Here is a 19,163-nt window from a genome sequence, read left to right as displayed (position 1 = left end):
CTGATTTATCAGATCGAAACGTCTCAAGTGTTTGTTTGAACATGTTTCTTATCCGAAAACCGGTTCCCGTTTTTAGGGATGCGCTCTAAAGGCAAAAAAGTGAACGAAGCGGATGCACTAGACATTGTCAATTCGGCGGTTTGGACCGTGTTGATGGCAAGTGGTCCTGCTGTACTGGCTGCGATGCTGGTCGGTATTGGTATTGCATTGTTTCAAGCATTGACCCAGATTCAGGAAATGACGCTGACTTTCGTGCCGAAGATTGTCGTCATTTTCGTTGTTCTGGCTTTGACAGCGCCTTTCGTAGGCGCACAAATCAATGCTTTCACGCTGCTCGTCTATTCGAGGATCGAGAAGGGCTTTTGATATAATCTGCGAGCGCGACGAAGCCCTCGCGCAAGCTTCGCATTCTATGGTCCGTCTGACAATAGGAGACGGACGTGCAGCAGGCAGTAGCTAAGCCTTTCACAAAACGCGGAATTTTGACTGGCAGCGACATGGGTCTGGCTGCTGGTATTATCATTATTCTGACGGTGCTCTTTTTGCCTGTTCCGGCGGTCTTTCTGGATATTGGGCTTGCCTTTTCGATCGCCTTCTCTGTCCTAATTCTGATGGTATCGCTGTGGATTCAGCGCCCACTTGATTTCTCTGCTTTCCCGACGGTGCTGCTAATTGCAACGATGATGCGCTTGTCGCTCAATATTGCGACGACGCGTGTGATCCTCACCCATGGTAATGAGGGTTATCTCGCGGCTGGCCATGTTATTCACGGATTTTCGCAATTCGTGATGGGCGGCGACTTCGTTATCGGCCTTGTTGTTTTCACGATCCTGATCATCGTCAATTTTCTCGTCATCACCAAGGGCGCAACGCGTATTGCGGAAGTAGGCGCACGCTTTACGCTCGATGCTATCCCCGGCAAGCAGATGGCGATTGATGCTGATCTGTCGTCGGGCCTTATTGATGAAAAAGAAGCGCAGCATCGCCGTCGCGAACTCGAAGAAGAAAGCTCGTTTTTCGGTTCGATGGATGGTGCATCGAAGTTTGTTCGTGGTGATGCGATTGCCGGTCTGATTATTACGGCGGTCAATATTTTCGGTGGCATTATCATCGGTGTAACCCGTCACGGAATGGATATTTCGCAAGCGGCGGACGTTTTCACAAAGCTGTCTGTTGGCGATGGTCTCGTGACGCAAATTCCAGCGCTGATCGTGTCACTTGCAGCGGGTCTTCTGGTTTCCAAAGGCGGGACGCGTGGTTCTGCCGATCAGGCGATTTTCGGTCAGCTTGGTGCTTATCCAAAAGCACTTTTGATCGCTTCATTCCTGATGTTTGTGCTGGGCATTTTACCGGGTCTTCCAGCATTCCCATTCTTCTTGCTTGGTAGCGTGATGGCTTTTGTGGGCATTGCAGTTCCGCGCAAGCAGGCAAAGCTGCGTGATGCGCAAGCTGCGGAAGCGGAACTTAAACAGCGCGAAGCGGATGAAAGCGAACGCAACTCCGTCAAGGCGTCGCTGGAAACAAGCCAGATTGAACTCTGCCTTGGCAAGCAGCTCTCAGCCCGCTTGATGGCATCGCAGCAGGAACTGGCGCATCGCGTTGCCAAGATGCGCAAGAAATTTGCACAGGAATACGGCTTCGTCATTCCTGAAATCAAGGTGACAGACGATCTTTCACTGCCGCCCAAAAGCTACCGTATCAAAATCCACGGCACAGCCGTTGCAAACCATGAACTGCGCGTCGGCGAAATTCTGGTCGTGCTGGGCGAACGTCCAATCCCGCAAATTCCGGGCGAAGAAATGCGTGAGCCGGCATTTGGCATGCGCGCTTATTCTGTGCCTGAAACATTTGCATCTGATCTGCGACGCGACGGTTATATGACTGTCGATAATCTCTCGGTGTTGCTGACGCATTTGAGTGAAATCATTCGCAATAACCTCTCACAGCTGCTGTCCTATAAAGACATGCGTATTCTTCTTGACCGTCTTGGTTCGGAATATCGCAAGCTTCTTGAAGATATTTGCCCGGCAAACATTTCCTATTCCGGTCTCCAGGCTGTGCTGAAATTGCTGCTTGCAGAACGTGTTTCAATCCGCAATCTGCATCTGATTCTTGAATCGATTGCAGAGATTGCGCCGCTGGTTCGCCGCCCGGAAATGATTGTCGAGCATGTGCGTATGCGTATGGCGCAACAGATATGTGGTGATCTTTCGGATAATGGCGTGCTGAATGTGCTTCGGCTTGGTAATCGCTGGGATCTGGTTTTCCATCAAAGCCTCAAACGCGACAACAAGGGTGAAATTGTCGAGTTTGATATTGATCCGCGTCAGCTTGAGCAGTTTGGTACAGAGGCTTCGGCGGTTATCCGGCAGCATTTTGATAGCGGTGAGCGATTTGTACTGGTTTCGTCACCTGAAGCGCGGCCCTATATCCGTATGATTATCGAGCGGTTGTTTGCGACCCTACCTGTGCTGTCGCATGTCGAAATTGCGCGCGGTGTGGAAGTGAAATCGCTTGGCGCGATTTCCTGACCTAAGAGAGCCAGTCGCCGATGTTAGCGCAGTTGCCGCTCAATGAGATCGTCCTGGCAGCCATGCTGGCGTTCTGCCGTGTGGGTGCCTGCATCATGTTGATGCCTGGGATTTCTAGCGCGCGTATACCTTTGCAAGTGCGTCTGTTCATAGCGCTCGCATGCTCGTTTGCGGTGCTGCCAATCGTGATCGGTAGTATCACGACCAGCATTGACGGCGGTCAGCCGTGGACAGTGCTTCGCTTGATGCTGAGCGAAATGTTTATCGGCGGTATCATCGGTATCTTGGCGCATATCTATTTCTGGGCATTGCAGTTTATGGCCAATACGATGGCAATGGCCGTCGGCTATTCCGGCTCGCCCGGAGATGCGATCACAGAACCTGAACCGCAAGCAGCACTTGCAACACTTGTCACCTTCAGCGCGCTATTTTTGTTTTTCGTCACCGACATGCATCTTGAGATTTTGCGTGCACTGCTCAATTCCTACACGGCAATTCCGGTTGATGGCCGGTTTCGCCCCGATGCAGCAATGACAGACTTTACCGATACATTGTCTGATGCATTTCTGGTGACGTTGCGCATTGCGGCCCCGTTCATTGTTTTTGCGGTTCTGGTGAATTTTGCGATTGGTCTCATCAATAAGCTTACCCCGACTATTCCGATTTACTTCGTTTCAATGCCTTTCGTTTTGGGCGGCGGATTGTTGTTAGTCTATTTCATTCTTCCCGAATTGCTGCGCTTCTTCACCGGAGAGCTTGCGGCCAATTTGCGCAATTTGTTCTGAGGCACCGATGGCACAAACAAAGGCAAAAAGTTTAAGCAAGCTTGTGGCACTGCAAAAGCTAGGCGCTTCGCGGCTGGAAGCCTCACTCGTGGCTACCAATATGCGTCGTGCTGCGCTGGATGAAGAGCGCGAAGGGTTGATTGCCATGCAGGATCGTCATTACGACAGCAACGCTTTTACCATCGATCCTTCACTGCTGATCCGGCGCATGAGTGCGAATGCATCTGCGCAGGCTCGTGTTGAGCAGGAGCTTGTAAATGCACGCAATGCCTTGTTGAAAGAGCAGCGCCGTGTCGAGCATCTGGAAAAGCGACTTCTCACTGTTCGATCTGAAGACGAACGCAAAGAGTTCTCAATGCAAATCGAAGAATTTATTAGCCGCGCAACTACGCTCAAGACAAAATAGCGGTTTTTTCATTTCAATTCGTGTCGCAAGCTTCAGTCAAGATTGAAAAGCTAGTGTGCAATCAAGAGATGAAGAGGGATTAGTGCATGGCGATCAACCCGCCGTCAGATTTGGTGCTGGATGTAGCGCGTGCCGCTGATCCGCAAGCCTATCGCGTGGCATCAGAGCGCCTGAAATCCATGACGGCCGGTTCGGAAGTTGCGTTTAACAATGTAACTAATGGCTCATCCGAGGGAAGCTTCTCAAGCATCTCTGAGAGCCTTTCCTCTGGTCTGACTATGGGGTCACAGCAACAGAACCCGGCAAGCTCGGCCTATCGGAAGTTTGAAGCTTTCATGCTGCAATCCTTTGTCCAGTCGATGTTTACAAGCGATACATCTGCCACTTTTGGCAAGGGTATTGCTGGTGAGTACTGGAAGTCGATGATGTCGGAGGCCATGGCAAATAAGATGGCGGATACGGGCGGGGTTGGCATTGCACGTATTCTCGAAGATCAGGCACAACGCAAATTACAGGCTGATAATTCAGGGACGCTGGCATTGAATGGCGTCATGAACGATCTGGGAAGTGGAATAAGCGAAAATTCCGTATCGAAGGACATCGTTCATGGATTTGAACGCCAACTCATTCAGCAACAACTTGAAAATAACGACGGCAAAAATAGTGCGGCCATCTGAAACTGCGCATGATCACTATTTGCCGATAAAAGACTGAGGAACCCGACAATGACCGATAGCTCCGAAATTAGCCAGCCAGAACAGGGTATGACCGTTCTGCCTCCAGTGCATGACGCTGAGCAGGAGGCTGCACTGAAGCCGGTTGTACGGGCAATCCGCCATCTTGAAGATGTGATTGATAGCGAGACCCGGCTTCTGCTTGAAGGCGGAAATCCTGATCTTGCAGAAATTAACGCCCGTAAAAGCCGCGGCCTTTACGATTTCAACAAGGCCATGACCAAAGCTTCAGATATTGCCGGCCCGACGATGATGAAGGGGCTGCAACCATTGCTTGATAGCCTCAAGCAGAAGCTGGAAAAGAACTGCGAAGCGCTGCAACTTCATTTGCGTGCGGTTGGTGAGCTTGCGGATCTTATTCGTGGAGCGCTTGAAACACAGGATGCAGATGGTACTTACAGCAGGCAGAGTGCAAGGCTTGGTCACGCTCGATGATCCGTATTATCGCCATTGGCCTCTGGATATGTGCGGTTGCTTTCGGATCGCTGTATTTTTCTTTTCAGAAGGGCATGCTGCCTTCTGATGAAGTGGCAACATCTCCGGCTGGCTTTGGTGGTCTTGATTATGTGAAGACTGACGTGATGAGTGTGCCGATCATCGCCAATGGTTCGGTCGCGGGCTATATTGTTACACAGCTTGTTTATACGCTGGATTCAAATATCCGTAAGAAACTGACGGTGCCGCTTGAGCTTTTTATAAGCGATGAAATATTCCGCAAGTTCTATGGTAGCTATTCGGATACGAAAGAGGTCGAGAAAGTCAGTTTTGAAGATGTTCGCGCATCAATTATTACCGACATTAACTCGCGGTTTCCCGAGCCGGTAATCCAGGATCTTCTGGTTGAACAATTTAATTATATTTCTGCTGCTGAGATTCGCGCGATGAATATGCGCGGCGGTGCAGCCACTTCAGGACAGCAGGCATCGGCAAAACCGGAAGCGTCCGCTCATAGCGAGTAGTATTTACCCGCAAGCTGGCTGAGGCGCTCATCATCGAGTGGTATTACCGTGGCATCAGAGATTAATTGCACGCCAATTTCCCGGCTTGCACGCCAGACGACTTGCGCCAACAAAGCTCGCCCATAGAAATCATCAAACAGCCAAAAGCGCTCTGGCAGGTTTGGCACGTCAGCCGTGCTTAAACGCGCACCATGCGGTGCGATATCTCTGAACTGGCATTCAATAATGAAGCGCCCTTCAAGGCTGACAATCTTGCCTGACCTTAAGCGCGTTTGCTGGCGTTCTTCTTTACGTCGTTCACTTGGCGGCTTTTTACGTACCATAAGAAATCACCTCCCTTTTCCAGAAAGAGCTTTATAGCAGCTTTCGCTTATTCAAGCGTTACCGAGCTGGCTGCACACCGCTTTCTTTGTAATTATGACTAATTTCACGAAAGTGATCAGAACAACTTACCAAAAAGTGGAAACTGTATCCGGAACAAGATGTTCGTCAGAGCAAAGAGATAACGCATTTGTTTTGGTTCAATCAAAACTGGAAATGCTCTAGATGGTGACGCGAGCTGAGTTACCTTGATATGTATAAAGTTCAAAGGCGTTTAATGCGAAGTTTTTGTTGTGGGAGGATGTTATGGTTGAGACGGCAAATTTAGGGAGAGGCGCCACTGCCCTTGTGACCGGAGGTGGGACTGGGGTTGGTCGCGCCATTGCGAAAGCTCTGGGCTCACAAGGCTATCAGGTCGTGATTTCAGGTCGACGCCTAGATGTTTTGGAGCGTGCGGCGGCAGAAATGTCTGCGAATGGCGGTGGAAGCTTTCATGCATATGCCGCAGACGTAAGCGATCCGATCGCCGTGCGGAAACTGTTCGATTTTATTGAAGACAAATTTGGCCGTCTGGATTTGCTTGTTAACAATGCGGGCGTGTTCGTGCGTGGTGTACCACTTGAAGAGTTAAGTGTTGACGAGTGGAATATGATCGTTGGTGCAAATCTGACTGGCGCATTTTTATGCACGCAACAGGCGTTTCGTATCATGAAAGCGCAAAGCCCGCGTGGTGGTCGTATTATTAACAATGGTTCTGTTTCTGCGACGACCCCGCGTCCCAACTCCGCTCCTTACACAGCAACCAAACATGCGATCACCGGCCTTACCAAATCGACTGCGCTTGATGGGCGCGATTTCGATATAGCGTGCGGACAGATTGATATTGGCAATGCGGCCAGTGACATGACGCAGACAATTGCAACGGGTGTTATACAGGCCAATGGTAGCCTGGCTGCCGAGCCCACAATTGATCCTGTGCATGTGGCAGATGCTGTCGTTTATATGGCAGGCCTGCCATTAAACGCGAATGTGCTGACGATGACTGTCATGGCAACGAAGATGCCGTTTGTTGGGCGAGGGTGATCCCTATCTGGGGCCTTGCAGCAATGCGCGTGCAACGCCTTCATTTGTAACCAGACGATTGACATAACCACCGCGCAGAATGGCCCGGATGATAGGAATTTTATTGAGCCCGCCGGACACAAGAATTGAGGCGGGCTTTAGCTTTAGCTTATCCGGTGGCAGCGCAATGATGGATTCATTGAGAAAATGGTCGATAGGCTTGCCTTGAGCGTCGAGGAAATATCCGAGAAACTCACCAACAGCTCCCAGTTTCAGAACGGCGTCGAGATTATCTTTCACCACCCGGATATGTGTGAGCGACGTCTCAGAGTTGAGCGGCCCACACGATACAAGTCCGATATCGGCGATTTCAGTTCTCGCCAGCACATCTGTTAATTCGTCACTCAACAGGATTGCTTCGCGGCTTTCTTTATTGGCGCAATAGATGGGAGCGGTCAGATAGTGGCATTCGACGCCCAAAGCACGTGCAAATGCTGTCGCAACCTCAAATGTATTGGTCGATGAACCGCTGGTGACACCGCCGGTCAAACCCACGACCCAGCTTTCAGGCTTAGGGCGCGCACGCAGACTGCGAACTGCAAAGCTCAATGTCCGTCCCGATGCGATGCCCACACCCATGTCGCGGCCAGCGATCAGCTCGCTCGTCATGGTTCCGGCAGCTTCGCCTATGACGCGTTTTTGGTCAAGATAATCGTCCAGATCAGGGACAACGACTGCATCAGCAAGGCCATATCGAGAGGTAACTTTTTGTGCGAGCTCAATGCAATCAATCAGAGGCAGACTCACATTGACATGCACTTGCCCCGACTCTCGGACCTGTCCGATAATCTTGTTGACCTTCAGGCGCGTTATATCGAGCTGTTGGGCAATTTCCTGTTGGGTCTGACCGCCGATGAAATAGAGCCAGGCAACGCGTGCGCGTTCCAGACTTTCATCGACAGATGCCCAATTCTCGTTCATTTACGGGTCCTTAGCTGTAGATTTTTTCATAGGAGTTTTGGCAGGAAGATTACTATCACTCAACTCTTTTCACGAAATGGCATCATGCTGCAATGGCCTTTGGGGTAAATTCAAAGCCAAATGCTAATCGCGCCTTTGCATTAAGCGTATTTATGTCTGGGGCTGCTTCCTCTGGTAATGTAGAAAGATAATTGCACGTATTACGATTAAACTTGATTTTTATATTCATATTAAATATTGGGAGCGCCGGGGGCTGCTTTTAGTAACGAGCAAAGTTATGCGCTTTAAGAACAGTCAGAGAATTTCATTGACGCGCTTTGTTGAAAGCGACCTGTTTTGGGTCGCCTATGCGCTGGTATTTGCTCTCATAATCACGATTGGCAATCTCTGCGTTTTTTGAAGTCATTCGCTGGCTGGTTGTTGCGCCGAGACAAGCAATTTGTCGATACGGCGTCCATCCAGATCCACGACTTCGAAAACCCAGCCGTTTTTTATGAACATTTCGCCAACTTCGGGAAGGTGCTTAAACTCTTCAAGAGCGAGGCCCGCGACCGTGCTATATTCGGTGTCTTCCTCTACTTCGAAGTTCATAAATGCAGAAAACTCGTCGATAGGCATCCAGCCCGAGACCAGATATGATCCGTCAGCGCGGCGAACTATTGCTTTTTCTTCAAAGTGGTCTTCCTGCATAGCGCCGATGATCGCTTCCATTACGTCGCCTGCGGTGATTACACCTTCGAAATGGCCATATTCATCATAGACCAACACCATGTGGGTTGGAGTGCCACGGATCGCTTCAACCACATCCAGCGCATCGGAAAAGTCTGAAACGACCGGTACGTCTTTCACGATCTCGCGAATATTGACGGTACCGTTTAATGACAGCTGGTTGAAGAAATCCCGCGCCTGCAACACACCAATGATCTCATCGGAATTTTCGCCGCGCACCGGCAGGCGTGAGCGGCTGCTCTGTTGCAATTGATCCCGAATTTCCTCCAAACTGTCATTAATGTCGATCATTTCGACATCAAGGCGCGGGGTCATTAACCCGCGCGCTGTGCGATCTGCGAGGCGCATGACACCGGCAATCATCCGGGATTCTTCGGTTTCAATAACGCCTGTACTATGTGCTTCTGCCAGCAGAGATTTGATTTCTTCATCGGTAACGCCGTCGCTGGTTTTTCCGGACTGTCCGAGCAGCTTGAGGACAAGACGACCAGATGTATCCAATAGCCATACCAGTGGTGCTGCTATTTTAGACAGCATCTTCATTGTTGGTGCGACGCGGCTCGCGATTACTTCTGGTTCGCGCAGGGCAATTTGTTTTGGAACCAGCTCACCGATAATCAGCGACAAATAGGTAATCACGACAACCACTGAACCCACGCCAAGCGCATCGGCGAATGTCGGAGAAACGCCTTGACTGAGTAGCCAGCCGGTCAGACGTGCACCAAGTGTTGCGCCGGAAAATGCGCCCGAAAGAACGCCAACCAGTGTAATTCCGATCTGAACGGTTGATAGAAACCGGCCGGGGTTTTCGGAGAGTTCAATTGCAATGCTCGCGCCCGCACTGCCTTTATCGGCCAAAACACGCAATCGCGCGGGACGAGATGAAACAACTGCGAGTTCTGACATCGCCAGGACACCGTTGAGGACAGTCAGCAGTATCACTGTAATGATTTCAAATAACAAAGTCGTCCCCAGAGCGTTACGTGTTAAGCACTATGATAGAAACTAACGCGGTTTCTTTCCAGAGGCGACTGAATAGAATTTAGAGTTGGTCTCGCAGTGTACCGCTCTTTGGCATGCGCGGCAGGCTTGCCAGCAATTTCTGCGTATAGGCATGTTGAGGATTGGCAAGAATATCGCGCGTATTGCCCTGTTCGACAATCCGGCCTTTTTCGAGCACAATCAACTGTTCGCACAGCAAAGCCACCAGCGCAATGTCGTGCGAAACGACCACGAAGGTGGTGCGTTCGGACAATGTCCGCATGAGATCGATGATACGTGCCCGCGTGGTAAGATCGAGTGCGCTCACCACTTCATCGGCGATAATCAGATCGGGATTGGCGACAATCGCACGCGCAATCGCAATACGCTGACGCTGACCGCCGGAAAACTCGTGCGGGTAGCGGGTGGCCGCATCTTCTGGCAGATCGACAGCAGCCAGTGCCTGAGCGACAGCCTGCGCAATATCCGTTTCGATTTTGAGCGAGCGCAACGGTTCGGCAATGATGTTGAACACCCTTTGACGCGGATCAAGCGATGAATATGGGTCCTGAAAAACCGCCTGAACAGAACGACGAAAGCCACGCATAAAACTGCGGTCTTTGATGTTGAGTTTTTGGCCGCGAAAATTGACGTTGCCGGATGTTGCAACCTGCAACCCCAGCAGCAGTTTGAGCATGGTTGTCTTGCCGGAGCCAGATTCACCCACAATGCCGAGATTGCTACCGCTCTCAAGCCTCAGATCAATGTCGTGCAGTACAGTTTTGCCGCCGCTATAGGCAAACGATACGTTTGAAAGTTCGATAAGGCTCATCGCGCCACCTCCAATGCAGCGTCGAAGGCACGCGCGGCAGCAACCAGCCCTTTTGTATAATCTTCAGCTGGGTGAGCAAAGATTTCACCAACCGGGCCTTGCTCGATCAACTCACCATGTCTAAGCACGAGTGCCCGCTCGGCAATGCTCGAGACGACCGGCAGATCATGGCTGATGAACAAAAGCCCCATGCCTTCATCGCGAACAAGTTGCTCAAGAAGTTTGAGTATTTCCGCCTGCGTTGTCACATCAAGCGCAGTTGTCGGTTCATCAGCGATCAGCAGTTTGGGCCGACAGGCGAGCGCCATAGCAATAGCAGCGCGCTGGCGCTGACCGCCCGAAATTTCATGCGGCCATGCCCGGGCGATGCGCTCCGGTTCCGGCAGGGAAACGCGTTCAAGAAGCTTGATTACTTCGCTATCAAGTTCCACTTTATTAAGCTTGCGACCATCGCGTGATGCACGGCGCTGTACGACTTCGGCTACCTGTTTACCAATACGCATCAAAGGGTCGAGCGCGGTCATCGGTTCCTGAAAGACGGCGGCAACACTTTGCCCGCGCAGGGGAACAAGTTCCCGGTCTCTTGCGCCGATAATCTGATGACCATCCAATGTGATTGAGCCACTAGCTCTCATTCCATCCGCAAGCAGTCCCATGATTGCCAGCGCGGTCAGTGATTTACCAGAGCCTGATTCACCGATAAGCCCGACGCGTTCGCCTTGTGCGACCGAAAAAGACACGCCAGAAACAAGCACACGTCCTGCTGTTTCGATACCAAGATTTTCAACGTTCAGCAGTGAGCTCATCGTTGCCTCCTCCGCGTTGGGTCGGCCACATCGCGCAAGCCATCGGCAAAGAGGTTAAGCCCGATGACGAGCGAAACCAACGCCAGCCCCGGCGCTATCGCGCCAAAAGGTGCTGTATAAACGGAAGCCTGCGCCTCCTGCAAAAGTCGTCCCCATGAAGCATTGGGCGGCGGTGCACCAAGGCCAAGATAGGACAGTGAGGCTTCGGCTATAACAGCCAGCCCGAATAGCAGCGCAAAATTGACAATCAGCGTCGGCCAGATATTCGGCAACACATGAATGCGGACGACACCGAGCCATGACGTGCCAGAAATGCGCGAAGCCGTGACATAATCCATCGCCAGAACGCGTTTGGCGAGAATGCGGGTCAGTCGCGCGACAATCGCAGCACCTGCGATACCGATTGCGAGAATGGCCGTTGATAGGCTGGCGCCATCGCTTGAAGCGACGATCAGCATAGCGAGCAGCAATGTGGGAAAAGCGATCAGAATATCGAGTGTCGCTGCCAGCATATCGTCGAGTGTTTGCGTAGCAAAAGCCGCCAAAATACCGAGTGTTACGCCAATAACAGCGCTGATCGCAACAGCGCCGAGTCCGACCATCAGCGCAATGCGCGAGCCGATCATGATCTGTGTCATCAGATCACGACCGAGGCGGTCTGTGCCTGCCCAATGCGCCCATGAAGGGGCTGCCAGTCGCCCGCCGACCATGTCACCGACACCATAAGGCGTCCAGAACAGCGTAATCAGAGCAACGATCACATGAATGCTGACGAGAATGCCACCAACGACAAATGGCCACGGCAAACGGACGTGTTGTTTAATTTGCGTGCTCATGCTCGGCCTCCGCTCGCACGACTGCGCAATCTTGGGTCGATCAGGCGTTGAGCGAGGTCAGCGGCAAAACCGACGAGCAAAACCAGAAGGGTCGAGACAAACAAAACGCCCTGCACATTGGGGTAATCGCGCTGTTCAATACCCAAAAGCAGCATCGAACCAAGGCCCGGAAGCGAGAAAACACGTTCCACCACCACTGCACCCAAAAGTGTCGAGGCGAGTTCAATACCAAGGATTGAAATTACCGGGACCGCGCCATTGCGGATGCCGTGACGGATCAACGCTTGCGAGAACGTGGAACCCAGCGCGCGTGCTGTTCGTAGATAATCGCTGCCCAAAACATCCTGCGTTGCCGAGCGCACATAGCGGATGAGCGATGCCGACATGACAATCGCGATGGTGATGACGGGCAATGTCAGCGATTGAAATGCAGCAGGTGCGGACTGCCAGCCGCGCGATGGAAAGCCGCCCGATGGAAACATGCGCAATTTTACTGCAAAGACCCAGACCAGCAGAATGCCAATCCAGAAAACCGGCACGGCAATGCCAAGCTGCGAAACAACGGAAATGATCGAGCCATACCAGCTTTTCTGACGCACAACCGACAGGATACCGAGCGGGACCGCGATGATAATTGCCAGCACAAATGCCATTAATGTGAGCGGCAACGTCACGATCAGGCGTTTGCCAATTTCGGTCAAAACAGGCGCACCGCTGACAAAGGAATTACCAAGATCAAAGCGCACAAGTGAGCCGATAAATTGCGTGAACTGCTGATAAAGCGGCAGATCGGAACCGACCTGTTTGCGAGCCGCTTCGATCTGTGCCGCATCGGCACCAACCGACACAAGCGCATTGGCCGGGTCGCCCGGCAACAAGCGCAACAGCAAAAACAGAACGATAGCTGCGATGAATACCGAAACGATCAGAATGGCCGAACGGCGCAGGATATAGGCAAGAATGGCGAATACCTCTCAGGCACGAGGGAGCAGTTTTTGGCCACTCAGAATGCGATAACGCCGCCGGAAAATAATTCAGGCGGCGCTCTGTGTCGAGTATCAGTTCTCGATTATGGACAGCTGATTATTCAGCGGCCTTTGTAATATCATAGGCAAAGAACTGGGAATTCAGACCATTGAGCGGATAGCCGCTGACTGACTTTTTAGAAACCACGATCTGCGGGTAGAGGTAAAACCAGTTGCTGGCTGCGTCTTCGGCAATGATCTTGTTGGCTTCGGTCAGCTTGGCGGTCTGTTCATCGGTTGTGGTGCTGGCTTCCGCTTCCTTGATGAGATCAACGACCTTCGGATTGTTATAACCCCAGTAGAAATCCGGATTGCCATAGAACACGATATCGCGGTGGTTCACATGCTCCTGCAAGGTTGCCTGAAAATCATGGGCCTTATAGACCTTTGTGTACCATTCATTAGCCGTGATCACATTGATGTTCACCTTCACGCCAATTTTGGCCAGTTCGCTCTGGATAAACTGCGCGGCAATCGGGTGCGGGTCATAGTTCGGCGTATCAATGGTGAAGGTAAAGCCATCGGGATAGCCTGCTTCTTTCAAAAGCTCTTTAGCGCTTTCAGGATTATAGGCATCCACCCCGGTCAGATCGACATACCAAGGATCTGTTGGTGGAACGAACGAGCCGATCAGTGTGCCATAATCGCCCCAGACAGCATTCAGCAGCTTCTTGTCGTCGATAGCACGCGCCAGTGCCTTGCGTACCTTCACATTGTCGAAGGGCGCAATTCGGTCGTTATAGGCAAGCAGCAGCTTGGTCGTGGACTTGCCTTCGCTGACGGTAAAATCAGGATTGTCCTTGAACTGAGCCAGCGAATCCGGGCTTTGAACCGAAGTGATAATGTCTACCGAACCCGTCAGAAGCGCATTGTTAAGCGCGCTTGCGTCGGTGAAATACTGGAAGACAACTTCTTCATTCTTTGGCTTTGAGCCCCAGTAGTCATCAAAACGCTTGATCGCCAGCGATGAACCGCGACGCCAGTCTTCCAGCGCATAAGGCCCGGTGCCGTCTTCCTTTGATTGCAGATCGCTTGCTTCGTCATTCACAACCCAGACATAGCTGAGATTGTAAGGCAGCGAGATCGAGCGCGATGAAAGCTTGACGATGACAGTTTCATCATCTGGTGTTTCAATCGCGGTGATCGTCTTGAGGCTGTTCTTGCGCGGGCTTTTGGATTCAGGCGCTGCAACACGCTCGATGGAGAACTTGACATCCTTCGAAGTCAGTGGAGCGCCAGAGTGGAATTTCACACCCGGCTGAAGCTTGAACGTATAGGTCAGACCGTCATCGCTGACCGTATAATCCTTTGAGAGAACAGGTTCGACCGTACCATTATCGTCTAGGCGGAACAGTGCTTCATAGACGTTGCCGTTGAAAGCCTCATTGATGCCCTGACCGGCGCCAGCCGTATTGTCGAGGTTTTGCGGCTCGTAGAGCGATCCGATATTGATCGTCGCGTCTGGGTTGCTGTCCTGCGCATGTGCTTGCGAGAACGCGCCAAATGCGAGCGCAACGCCCAGCGCTGTCGTCAGACCCCAGTTGCGCAACTTCATTTTGCGATTGCGAATATTCAAACCGCTCATTTTATTCTCCTGCTTCGAGGTCGCTATAAAGCCCTCAGTTGATACAGGTTATACAGCGACCGCTGGAACAACGATAAGCGGCGCAGTCAGACCATACGGGGATTCTTTAGAAGTTTATTCTATAATATACAAAATTGGTAGACGATTTGTGCTTCACGATAGCTTGATAGCCATGGAACTGCAAAAATTGCGTTATCAAGCGGCTGCGTTCTATATAAGCGACAACAAACCAAGAGCCTGTGCAGCTGGATTGCTACAAGCTCGCTTCTTGCATCGAGAGAATATGATGAGCCAGATTGATCGCGCCAGAACACAGTCACTTCTCAAAGCAGACGGGCTCGATGCACTCGCGCTGTTTCAGCCGGAAAATTTCCGCTATGCGACTGGCGCCGTTGCTGGTGTCGCGACGATGTGGGGACGCGCGGGTTCGGCAATTGCGCTGGTGCCCGCTGATGAAAATGCAAAGCTTGCAGCGGTTATCAGTGATCATGCTTATGCGGGTGCAGCGCATCTGAGCGACATGATTGATTTTCGCACCCATCGCATCTGGATCGATATGGTGAGTGTCGAAAACGCAAAGAGCATTGAAGACATTAATGTTGCCTATCAGCGGGAAAACAATGTCGGCCCACGCGCTGAGACATTTGATCAGGATGCAGCTTTCAGGCTTTTAGGCGACCTGCTAGCAGAGCGCGGGCTCTCCAAAGCGCGTATCGGTGTTGATCTTGATTTCATGCCAGCGGCTGATTTTACTGCTCTCAAAAAAGCGCTCCCGTTGGTTGATTGGCAGGACGCTTCCATTCTTGTGAAGCGCCTGCGTCTCATCAAGAATGCCCGCGAAATTGAATATCTGCGTGATGCAGCGCGTTATGCAGAAAGCGGGCTGGAAAACATGCTGAGCGAGGCCCGACGCGGCTCCGGCATCGGTGTGCTTTCAGCCTCTTGGCTCGAAGGTGCCACACAGGCTGCTAGCGCGAATGGTCAGGGGCTTTCCGGGCACTGGGCTTATATTTCTGCCGGCCCTGATCTTCAGGACATAAAAGCCGAGTTAAAAGATGGCGATCTCGTCAAAGCCGATGTTGGCACCCTGATAAACGGCTATTCGTCGGACGGTGCACGCACTTATGTCTGTGGAACGCCCGATCCTCTCGCGGTTGAGATTTACAAAGCATTGCAAGAAAGTTTTGCGGTGGGTGAAGCGCTGCTGAGGCCCGGTACACGCTTTTGCGATATTCACGCCGCCATGCTTGGAACGATGCGAAAGCGCGGTTTTAGCGAATATTATCGCGGTCATTTCGGCCATTCGGTGGGGGCTGCCGTTGGTATTGAAGAATGGCCGTTTATCTCTGCCAACAATGAAATGCTGATTGAGCCAAACATGGTGCTGGCGCTTGAAACCCCGTTTTATGCCAATGGGCTTGGCGCGCTAATGATTGAAGAACAGTTTCTGATCACTGAAAACGGTGCTGAAAGCATGAACAAGCTCTCAAGAGAGCTTGTTCAAATTGGTTAAATTCCTGCGCCGCGCAGAAGGTGAAGCGGAGACTTCCGCTGCTTTGGCTTTTCCGGTTCCTGAAAGCGCAGCGAGCGGGCTAGCGCGCTGAGAAGATCCGTCTGTGAAATCAGACCCTGCACGACATTGTCACTATCCGTTACAATAATCGCATGTGCGCGGCCATCGGTCAGTTGCGGCACGAGGCCAACCACCTGATCGTCGGGTGAAGCGGTGATGGCATCAATCATAATTGTGCGAATGTCGGAGCCAGTTTCCTGCAATTCACGCAATCCCACTGTGCCTTTCAGTTTTCCAGCTTCATCAATCACCGGCAGTGTGCGGATGTTGTGATCAAGCAAAAGCACACGCGCTTTTTCCAACGTATCTTTCTCAGTGATCGAGATTACGTCACGCGACATAATATCTTTGGCCTGCGATTTTCCTTGCGTGCGCACCAGCGCTTGCAACTCGACTTGCCGGAGCAACCGATCAAGATCGGATGGGTCAATATCGAATGTCTCATCAATTGATGCGAGCGCTTTGCTCACATCGTCCGAATTAAAGCCGACACGCAAAGAGGCGGGCAGATCGCTGGTCTTATGCGTGTTCACAGGTGCAGCCGCTGGAACATGCGGATATTTGCGGCGAGTGAGCCTGTGAAACGCGATGCCGAGTATAACCAGCATAGCCGAGTTTAAGCCGACAGGTATCAACGCGAATTGATAGCCGAGGTCGGTAACAGCCGGGCCGCCAATAATTGCGGTGAGTGCTGCCGCACCACCAGGCGGATGCAGACAACGGCCAAACGACATGGCCGCTATGGCGAGTCCCACGCCCAGACCAATCGCCAACACTTGATTATCGATGAAGTGTACGACGGTGATGCCGACCAGCGCCGAAATGACATTGCCGCCAATGATTGACCATGGTTGCGCCAGTGGACTCGCAGGCACTGCAAAAAGCAACACAGCAGACGCACCAATCGGGGCCACGATTATCGGCAACGCAATTGATTTGCCCAAAATGGCTGCGGTGATGAAACCTGTAAGGCAAATGCCGAGCAAGGCACCGAAGCAGGCGATCATACGATCACGTAAATTCGCGCCAGCCAAAATGGGTATGAACAGACGAAACCGGCTAAACACCGTCAGTTCCTTTTCAATGCTGCAAAATTTAAGGATTTTACATTGTGCCGATTAAAATAAACGGAATCGGCTGTGATGTCGCGCATACTTATATCGCCGTTTATGCAAATGCGAGAATTCTATTCCGCCTGTCGTATAAGCTATATCAAAAATGAAAACACCGGCCTCGTGTTCGCGAAGCCGGTGTTTTAATGTGTTTCAAAGTATCAGACCTTTCCGGCCTTTTTCTTCAGTGACTTGCCGTGATTTGCAATCCAGTCCATCGCGGCCAGAAGTACGCCCGAGACGACGAAAACCAGATGGATCACAACCATCCATTTGATGTGGTCTGCCGAATATTTTGCCACATCCATGAACACTTTAAGAAGATGGATACCGGAAATCGCAACGATAGAGGCAACCAGCTTGAGCTTGAGCGCCGAGAAATCCACTTCGCCTTGCCAGTCAGGACGATCCTTGTGATCTGCAAGATCCATACGGCTGACGAAGTTCTCATAGCCTGCAAAAATCACGATCATCAGAAGATTGGCGGCAAGGCTGAGATCGATGAGTGCCAGTACTCCAAGAACGGCGTCGTTGACCGTCATGGTTGGGATCATCCAGGCAAGATGCCAGAGCTCAACCATGAAAACCCAGACCAGAATGACCAGCGCTAAAGCCAGCCCTATATACATAGGCGCCATCAGCCAGCGGCTGGCAAAGAGACTGCGCTCAATCAAACGTTCCATAAATGCTCCTGAATTGGCAATAGAATGAGAACTCGATAATGAGTTTCAGCCAGCAAATGGGAATAGCCCGGACAAATTGCGAGTGCAATTTAACGTAAATATCCGATACTCTGCCAATTAGCCATTTACGAGTGACAGCACGAGCTGTTCGACATTGCCGCCTGAACCCATTTCCACGCGGTCAAAATCACGGCCCTGCTGACGCTGAACAGCAACGAGTGCATTGATACGATTTATCAACTCGCGACGCATTTTCTGGCATTTCGGATCGTTTGGGATGGAAAGCCCAACGGTCGTGCGAACGATCTCGCGCGTCATGTCCTTGGCGGTTTCGCCATGCACGAGCTCATGCTTATAGATCCCATCATAGAACCGCTCCCAATTTTCTTTCACGGGAGAAGACAGCTTCTGCGATGGCTTTGGCAGCGTATAAGTGATTTTGAGTTTTGGCTTTGCCGATACAATCGTGCAGCCATTGTTGGAATTATCGAACTTACGGTCCCATGTCAGCACGAAGGTCGTATGCGCTATCACGCGGGATTTTCCAGCTTTGGGACCGCGCTCACCAATGGATTCATAAAGCTGCATGCCGGTATGTCCACTAATCGCGTAGGGCTTTATGATTTCAACGGCTTTCCAGTCGTCCTCTGCCTGCGCCTGACCCGACATCAAAACACCGAAAACAATTCCAACCACAGCTATGCGCACGAGAACTCCAAGCCAATCCAGCAAAATCACTGTGCGCACGCTACATTATCACGGCACGAGGCAGAAGCCCTTTCGCACCCTCAAAGAACCAAAATAAATTTTCTGATATGACAGCACATCGGGAATGATTGACTATATCTTCATATTTTCGTAGATACGTAGCTATGAACAATAGCAACCCAATCGACCCGGGTGTAAAAACCCACCTCGCGGCCGACAAGGCAAGTGAATTTCTCAAAACAATCGCCAACAATCACCGGCTTATGATCCTTTGCCGGCTGCACGGAGGTGAGAAGTCAGTGGGACAGCTTGCCGAGTTGATCGGCCTGCGTGACTCCACTGTTTCGCAACATCTGGCATTGTTGCGGCGCGAAGGCATTATTGCCGGACGACGTGACGGACAAACGATTTGGTATCGCGTTGAAAGCGATATTGCGCAGCAGGTGATGGCGGTGATTTGCAAACATTTTCAGATGCCAGCAAACGGCTAGTTGGTGACTGAAGGCAACTGCTT

Annotated in this window: 21 protein-coding genes; 10 read left to right on the top strand and 11 right to left on the bottom strand. The window is 51.5% G+C overall.

The features are described from left to right. Nucleotides 1-99 precede the first annotated feature (99 nt). The 7 genes from fliQ to WH356_RS17150 all read left to right on the top strand — a co-directional run bounded on the left by fliQ (nt 100) and on the right by WH356_RS17150 (nt 5,415). On the top strand, nt 100-366 hold the full coding sequence (gene fliQ, locus WH356_RS17180; RefSeq protein WP_310013600.1) for a flagellar biosynthesis protein FliQ: 267 nt from the start codon (nt 100-102) through the stop codon (nt 364-366). A 74-nt stretch (nt 367-440) separates the two neighbouring features. Further along, on the top strand, nt 441-2,531 hold the full coding sequence (flhA, locus tag WH356_RS17175; protein ID WP_421565667.1) for a flagellar biosynthesis protein FlhA: 2,091 nt from the start codon (nt 441-443) through the stop codon (nt 2,529-2,531). Nucleotides 2,532-2,551: 20 nt separating this feature from the next. After that, nucleotides 2,552-3,316, top strand: coding sequence for a flagellar biosynthetic protein FliR (gene fliR / locus WH356_RS17170; RefSeq protein WP_339512966.1), 765 nt, complete (start codon nt 2,552-2,554; stop codon nt 3,314-3,316). A gap of 7 nt (nt 3,317-3,323) precedes the next feature. Further along, nucleotides 3,324-3,722 carry a hypothetical protein gene (locus WH356_RS17165; protein ID WP_339512964.1) on the top strand — a complete coding sequence of 133 codons (399 nt, stop codon included), beginning with the start codon at nt 3,324-3,326 and terminating at the stop codon, nt 3,720-3,722. Nucleotides 3,723-3,808: 86 nt separating this feature from the next. Beyond that, entirely contained in the window at nt 3,809-4,399 is a 591-nt protein-coding gene (locus WH356_RS17160; protein WP_339512963.1) for a rod-binding protein, read from the top strand. An 87-nt stretch (nt 4,400-4,486) separates the two neighbouring features. Further along, nucleotides 4,487-4,891, top strand: coding sequence for a flagellar protein FlgN (locus WH356_RS17155; protein WP_421565702.1), 405 nt, complete (start codon nt 4,487-4,489; stop codon nt 4,889-4,891). Continuing rightward, nucleotides 4,888-5,415 (top strand): hypothetical protein, encoded by a 528-nt coding sequence (locus tag WH356_RS17150; RefSeq protein WP_310013588.1) that lies wholly within the window; start codon nt 4,888-4,890, stop codon nt 5,413-5,415. The genes WH356_RS17155 and WH356_RS17150 overlap by 4 nt, the downstream gene beginning before the upstream one ends. On the opposite strand, the gene WH356_RS17145 is transcribed toward WH356_RS17150, so the two are convergent. Beyond that, complete coding sequence (locus tag WH356_RS17145) at nt 5,403-5,738, bottom strand: PilZ domain-containing protein (protein WP_339512958.1); 336 nt, start codon at nt 5,736-5,738, stop codon at nt 5,403-5,405. The genes WH356_RS17150 and WH356_RS17145 overlap by 13 nt on opposite strands. A gap of 304 nt (nt 5,739-6,042) precedes the next feature. Here WH356_RS17145 and WH356_RS17140 point away from each other — a divergent pair, with 304 nt between their 5' ends. Beyond that, nucleotides 6,043-6,819: an SDR family oxidoreductase gene (locus tag WH356_RS17140; RefSeq protein WP_339512957.1), complete on the top strand. Its 777-nt coding sequence runs from the start codon at nt 6,043-6,045 to the stop codon at nt 6,817-6,819. A gap of 3 nt (nt 6,820-6,822) precedes the next feature. Here the strand turns inward: WH356_RS17140 and WH356_RS17135 are convergent, their stop codons facing one another. From WH356_RS17135 to WH356_RS17105, 7 genes are all read right to left on the bottom strand, one after another. Next, on the bottom strand, nt 6,823-7,779 hold the full coding sequence (locus WH356_RS17135; protein ID WP_339512955.1) for a sugar-binding transcriptional regulator: 957 nt from the start codon (nt 7,777-7,779) through the stop codon (nt 6,823-6,825). Nucleotides 7,780-8,181: 402 nt separating this feature from the next. Further along, nucleotides 8,182-9,471: a hemolysin family protein gene (locus WH356_RS17130; protein ID WP_339512953.1), complete on the bottom strand. Its 1,290-nt coding sequence runs from the start codon at nt 9,469-9,471 to the stop codon at nt 8,182-8,184. A 79-nt stretch (nt 9,472-9,550) separates the two neighbouring features. Continuing rightward, a complete protein-coding gene (locus tag WH356_RS17125) occupies nt 9,551-10,321 on the bottom strand; it encodes an ABC transporter ATP-binding protein (protein ID WP_339512951.1) in 771 nt (256 codons plus the stop codon). Continuing rightward, a complete protein-coding gene (locus WH356_RS17120; RefSeq protein ID WP_339512949.1) occupies nt 10,318-11,127 on the bottom strand; it encodes an ABC transporter ATP-binding protein in 810 nt (269 codons plus the stop codon). The genes WH356_RS17125 and WH356_RS17120 overlap by 4 nt, the downstream gene beginning before the upstream one ends. Next, nucleotides 11,124-11,963: an ABC transporter permease gene (locus tag WH356_RS17115; RefSeq protein WP_339512947.1), complete on the bottom strand. Its 840-nt coding sequence runs from the start codon at nt 11,961-11,963 to the stop codon at nt 11,124-11,126. Before WH356_RS17115 ends, WH356_RS17120 begins: the two co-directional genes overlap by 4 nt. Continuing rightward, nucleotides 11,960-12,910 (bottom strand): ABC transporter permease, encoded by a 951-nt coding sequence (locus WH356_RS17110; RefSeq protein ID WP_339513084.1) that lies wholly within the window; start codon nt 12,908-12,910, stop codon nt 11,960-11,962. The genes WH356_RS17115 and WH356_RS17110 overlap by 4 nt, the downstream gene beginning before the upstream one ends. 136 nt (nt 12,911-13,046) lie before the next feature. Then, nucleotides 13,047-14,573, bottom strand: coding sequence for an ABC transporter substrate-binding protein (locus WH356_RS17105; RefSeq protein ID WP_339512946.1), 1,527 nt, complete (start codon nt 14,571-14,573; stop codon nt 13,047-13,049). 286 nt (nt 14,574-14,859) lie between these two features. On the opposite strand from WH356_RS17105, the gene WH356_RS17100 reads away from it, so the two are divergent. Then, entirely contained in the window at nt 14,860-16,086 is a 1,227-nt protein-coding gene (locus tag WH356_RS17100) for a Xaa-Pro peptidase family protein (protein WP_339512944.1), read from the top strand. Here the strand turns inward: WH356_RS17100 and WH356_RS17095 are convergent. From WH356_RS17095 to WH356_RS17085, 3 genes are all read right to left on the bottom strand, one after another. After that, a complete protein-coding gene (locus WH356_RS17095) occupies nt 16,083-17,213 on the bottom strand; it encodes an HPP family protein (RefSeq protein ID WP_445253686.1) in 1,131 nt (376 codons plus the stop codon). The genes WH356_RS17100 and WH356_RS17095 overlap by 4 nt on opposite strands. Nucleotides 17,214-17,419: 206 nt before the next feature. After that, nucleotides 17,420-17,941 (bottom strand): TIGR00645 family protein, encoded by a 522-nt coding sequence (locus WH356_RS17090; RefSeq protein ID WP_310013570.1) that lies wholly within the window; start codon nt 17,939-17,941, stop codon nt 17,420-17,422. A 117-nt stretch (nt 17,942-18,058) separates the two neighbouring features. Further along, nucleotides 18,059-18,610, bottom strand: coding sequence for a DUF922 domain-containing Zn-dependent protease (locus WH356_RS17085; protein ID WP_339513080.1), 552 nt, complete (start codon nt 18,608-18,610; stop codon nt 18,059-18,061). A gap of 203 nt (nt 18,611-18,813) precedes the next feature. Between WH356_RS17085 and WH356_RS17080 the strand changes: the two genes are divergently transcribed. Next, nucleotides 18,814-19,140 carry an ArsR/SmtB family transcription factor gene (locus WH356_RS17080; RefSeq protein WP_339512941.1) on the top strand — a complete coding sequence of 109 codons (327 nt, stop codon included), beginning with the start codon at nt 18,814-18,816 and terminating at the stop codon, nt 19,138-19,140. The last annotated feature ends 23 nt before the right edge of the window (nt 19,141-19,163 follow it).

It is taken from the genome of Ochrobactrum sp. MYb379 (assembly GCF_037479515.1).
GTDB lineage: Bacteria > Pseudomonadota > Alphaproteobacteria > Rhizobiales > Rhizobiaceae > Brucella.
This window is presented reverse-complemented; position numbering and strand designations above follow the sequence as displayed.

What these genes read in the sequence shown, in the direction of transcription:
- fliR (WP_339512966.1), top strand. Translation starts at nt 2,552, where the DNA reads ATGTTAGCGCAGTTGCCGCTCAATGAGATCGTCCTGGCAGCCATGCTG.
- WH356_RS17165 (WP_339512964.1), top strand. Translation starts at nt 3,324, where the DNA reads ATGGCACAAACAAAGGCAAAAAGTTTAAGCAAGCTTGTGGCACTGCAA.
- WH356_RS17160 (WP_339512963.1), top strand. Translation starts at nt 3,809, where the DNA reads ATGGCGATCAACCCGCCGTCAGATTTGGTGCTGGATGTAGCGCGTGCC.
- WH356_RS17155 (WP_421565702.1), top strand. Translation starts at nt 4,487, where the DNA reads ATGACCGTTCTGCCTCCAGTGCATGACGCTGAGCAGGAGGCTGCACTG.
- WH356_RS17150 (WP_310013588.1), top strand. Translation starts at nt 4,888, where the DNA reads ATGATCCGTATTATCGCCATTGGCCTCTGGATATGTGCGGTTGCTTTC.
- WH356_RS17145 (WP_339512958.1), bottom strand. Translation starts at nt 5,738, where the DNA reads ATGGTACGTAAAAAGCCGCCAAGTGAACGACGTAAAGAAGAACGCCAG.
- WH356_RS17140 (WP_339512957.1), top strand. Translation starts at nt 6,043, where the DNA reads ATGGTTGAGACGGCAAATTTAGGGAGAGGCGCCACTGCCCTTGTGACC.
- WH356_RS17135 (WP_339512955.1), bottom strand. Translation starts at nt 7,779, where the DNA reads ATGAACGAGAATTGGGCATCTGTCGATGAAAGTCTGGAACGCGCACGC.
- WH356_RS17125 (WP_339512951.1), bottom strand. Translation starts at nt 10,321, where the DNA reads ATGAGCCTTATCGAACTTTCAAACGTATCGTTTGCCTATAGCGGCGGC.
- WH356_RS17120 (WP_339512949.1), bottom strand. Translation starts at nt 11,127, where the DNA reads ATGAGCTCACTGCTGAACGTTGAAAATCTTGGTATCGAAACAGCAGGA.
- WH356_RS17115 (WP_339512947.1), bottom strand. Translation starts at nt 11,963, where the DNA reads ATGAGCACGCAAATTAAACAACACGTCCGTTTGCCGTGGCCATTTGTC.
- WH356_RS17105 (WP_339512946.1), bottom strand. Translation starts at nt 14,573, where the DNA reads ATGAGCGGTTTGAATATTCGCAATCGCAAAATGAAGTTGCGCAACTGG.
- WH356_RS17100 (WP_339512944.1), top strand. Translation starts at nt 14,860, where the DNA reads ATGAGCCAGATTGATCGCGCCAGAACACAGTCACTTCTCAAAGCAGAC.
- WH356_RS17090 (WP_310013570.1), bottom strand. Translation starts at nt 17,941, where the DNA reads ATGGAACGTTTGATTGAGCGCAGTCTCTTTGCCAGCCGCTGGCTGATG.
- WH356_RS17085 (WP_339513080.1), bottom strand. Translation starts at nt 18,610, where the DNA reads ATGTCGGGTCAGGCGCAGGCAGAGGACGACTGGAAAGCCGTTGAAATC.
- WH356_RS17080 (WP_339512941.1), top strand. Translation starts at nt 18,814, where the DNA reads ATGAACAATAGCAACCCAATCGACCCGGGTGTAAAAACCCACCTCGCG.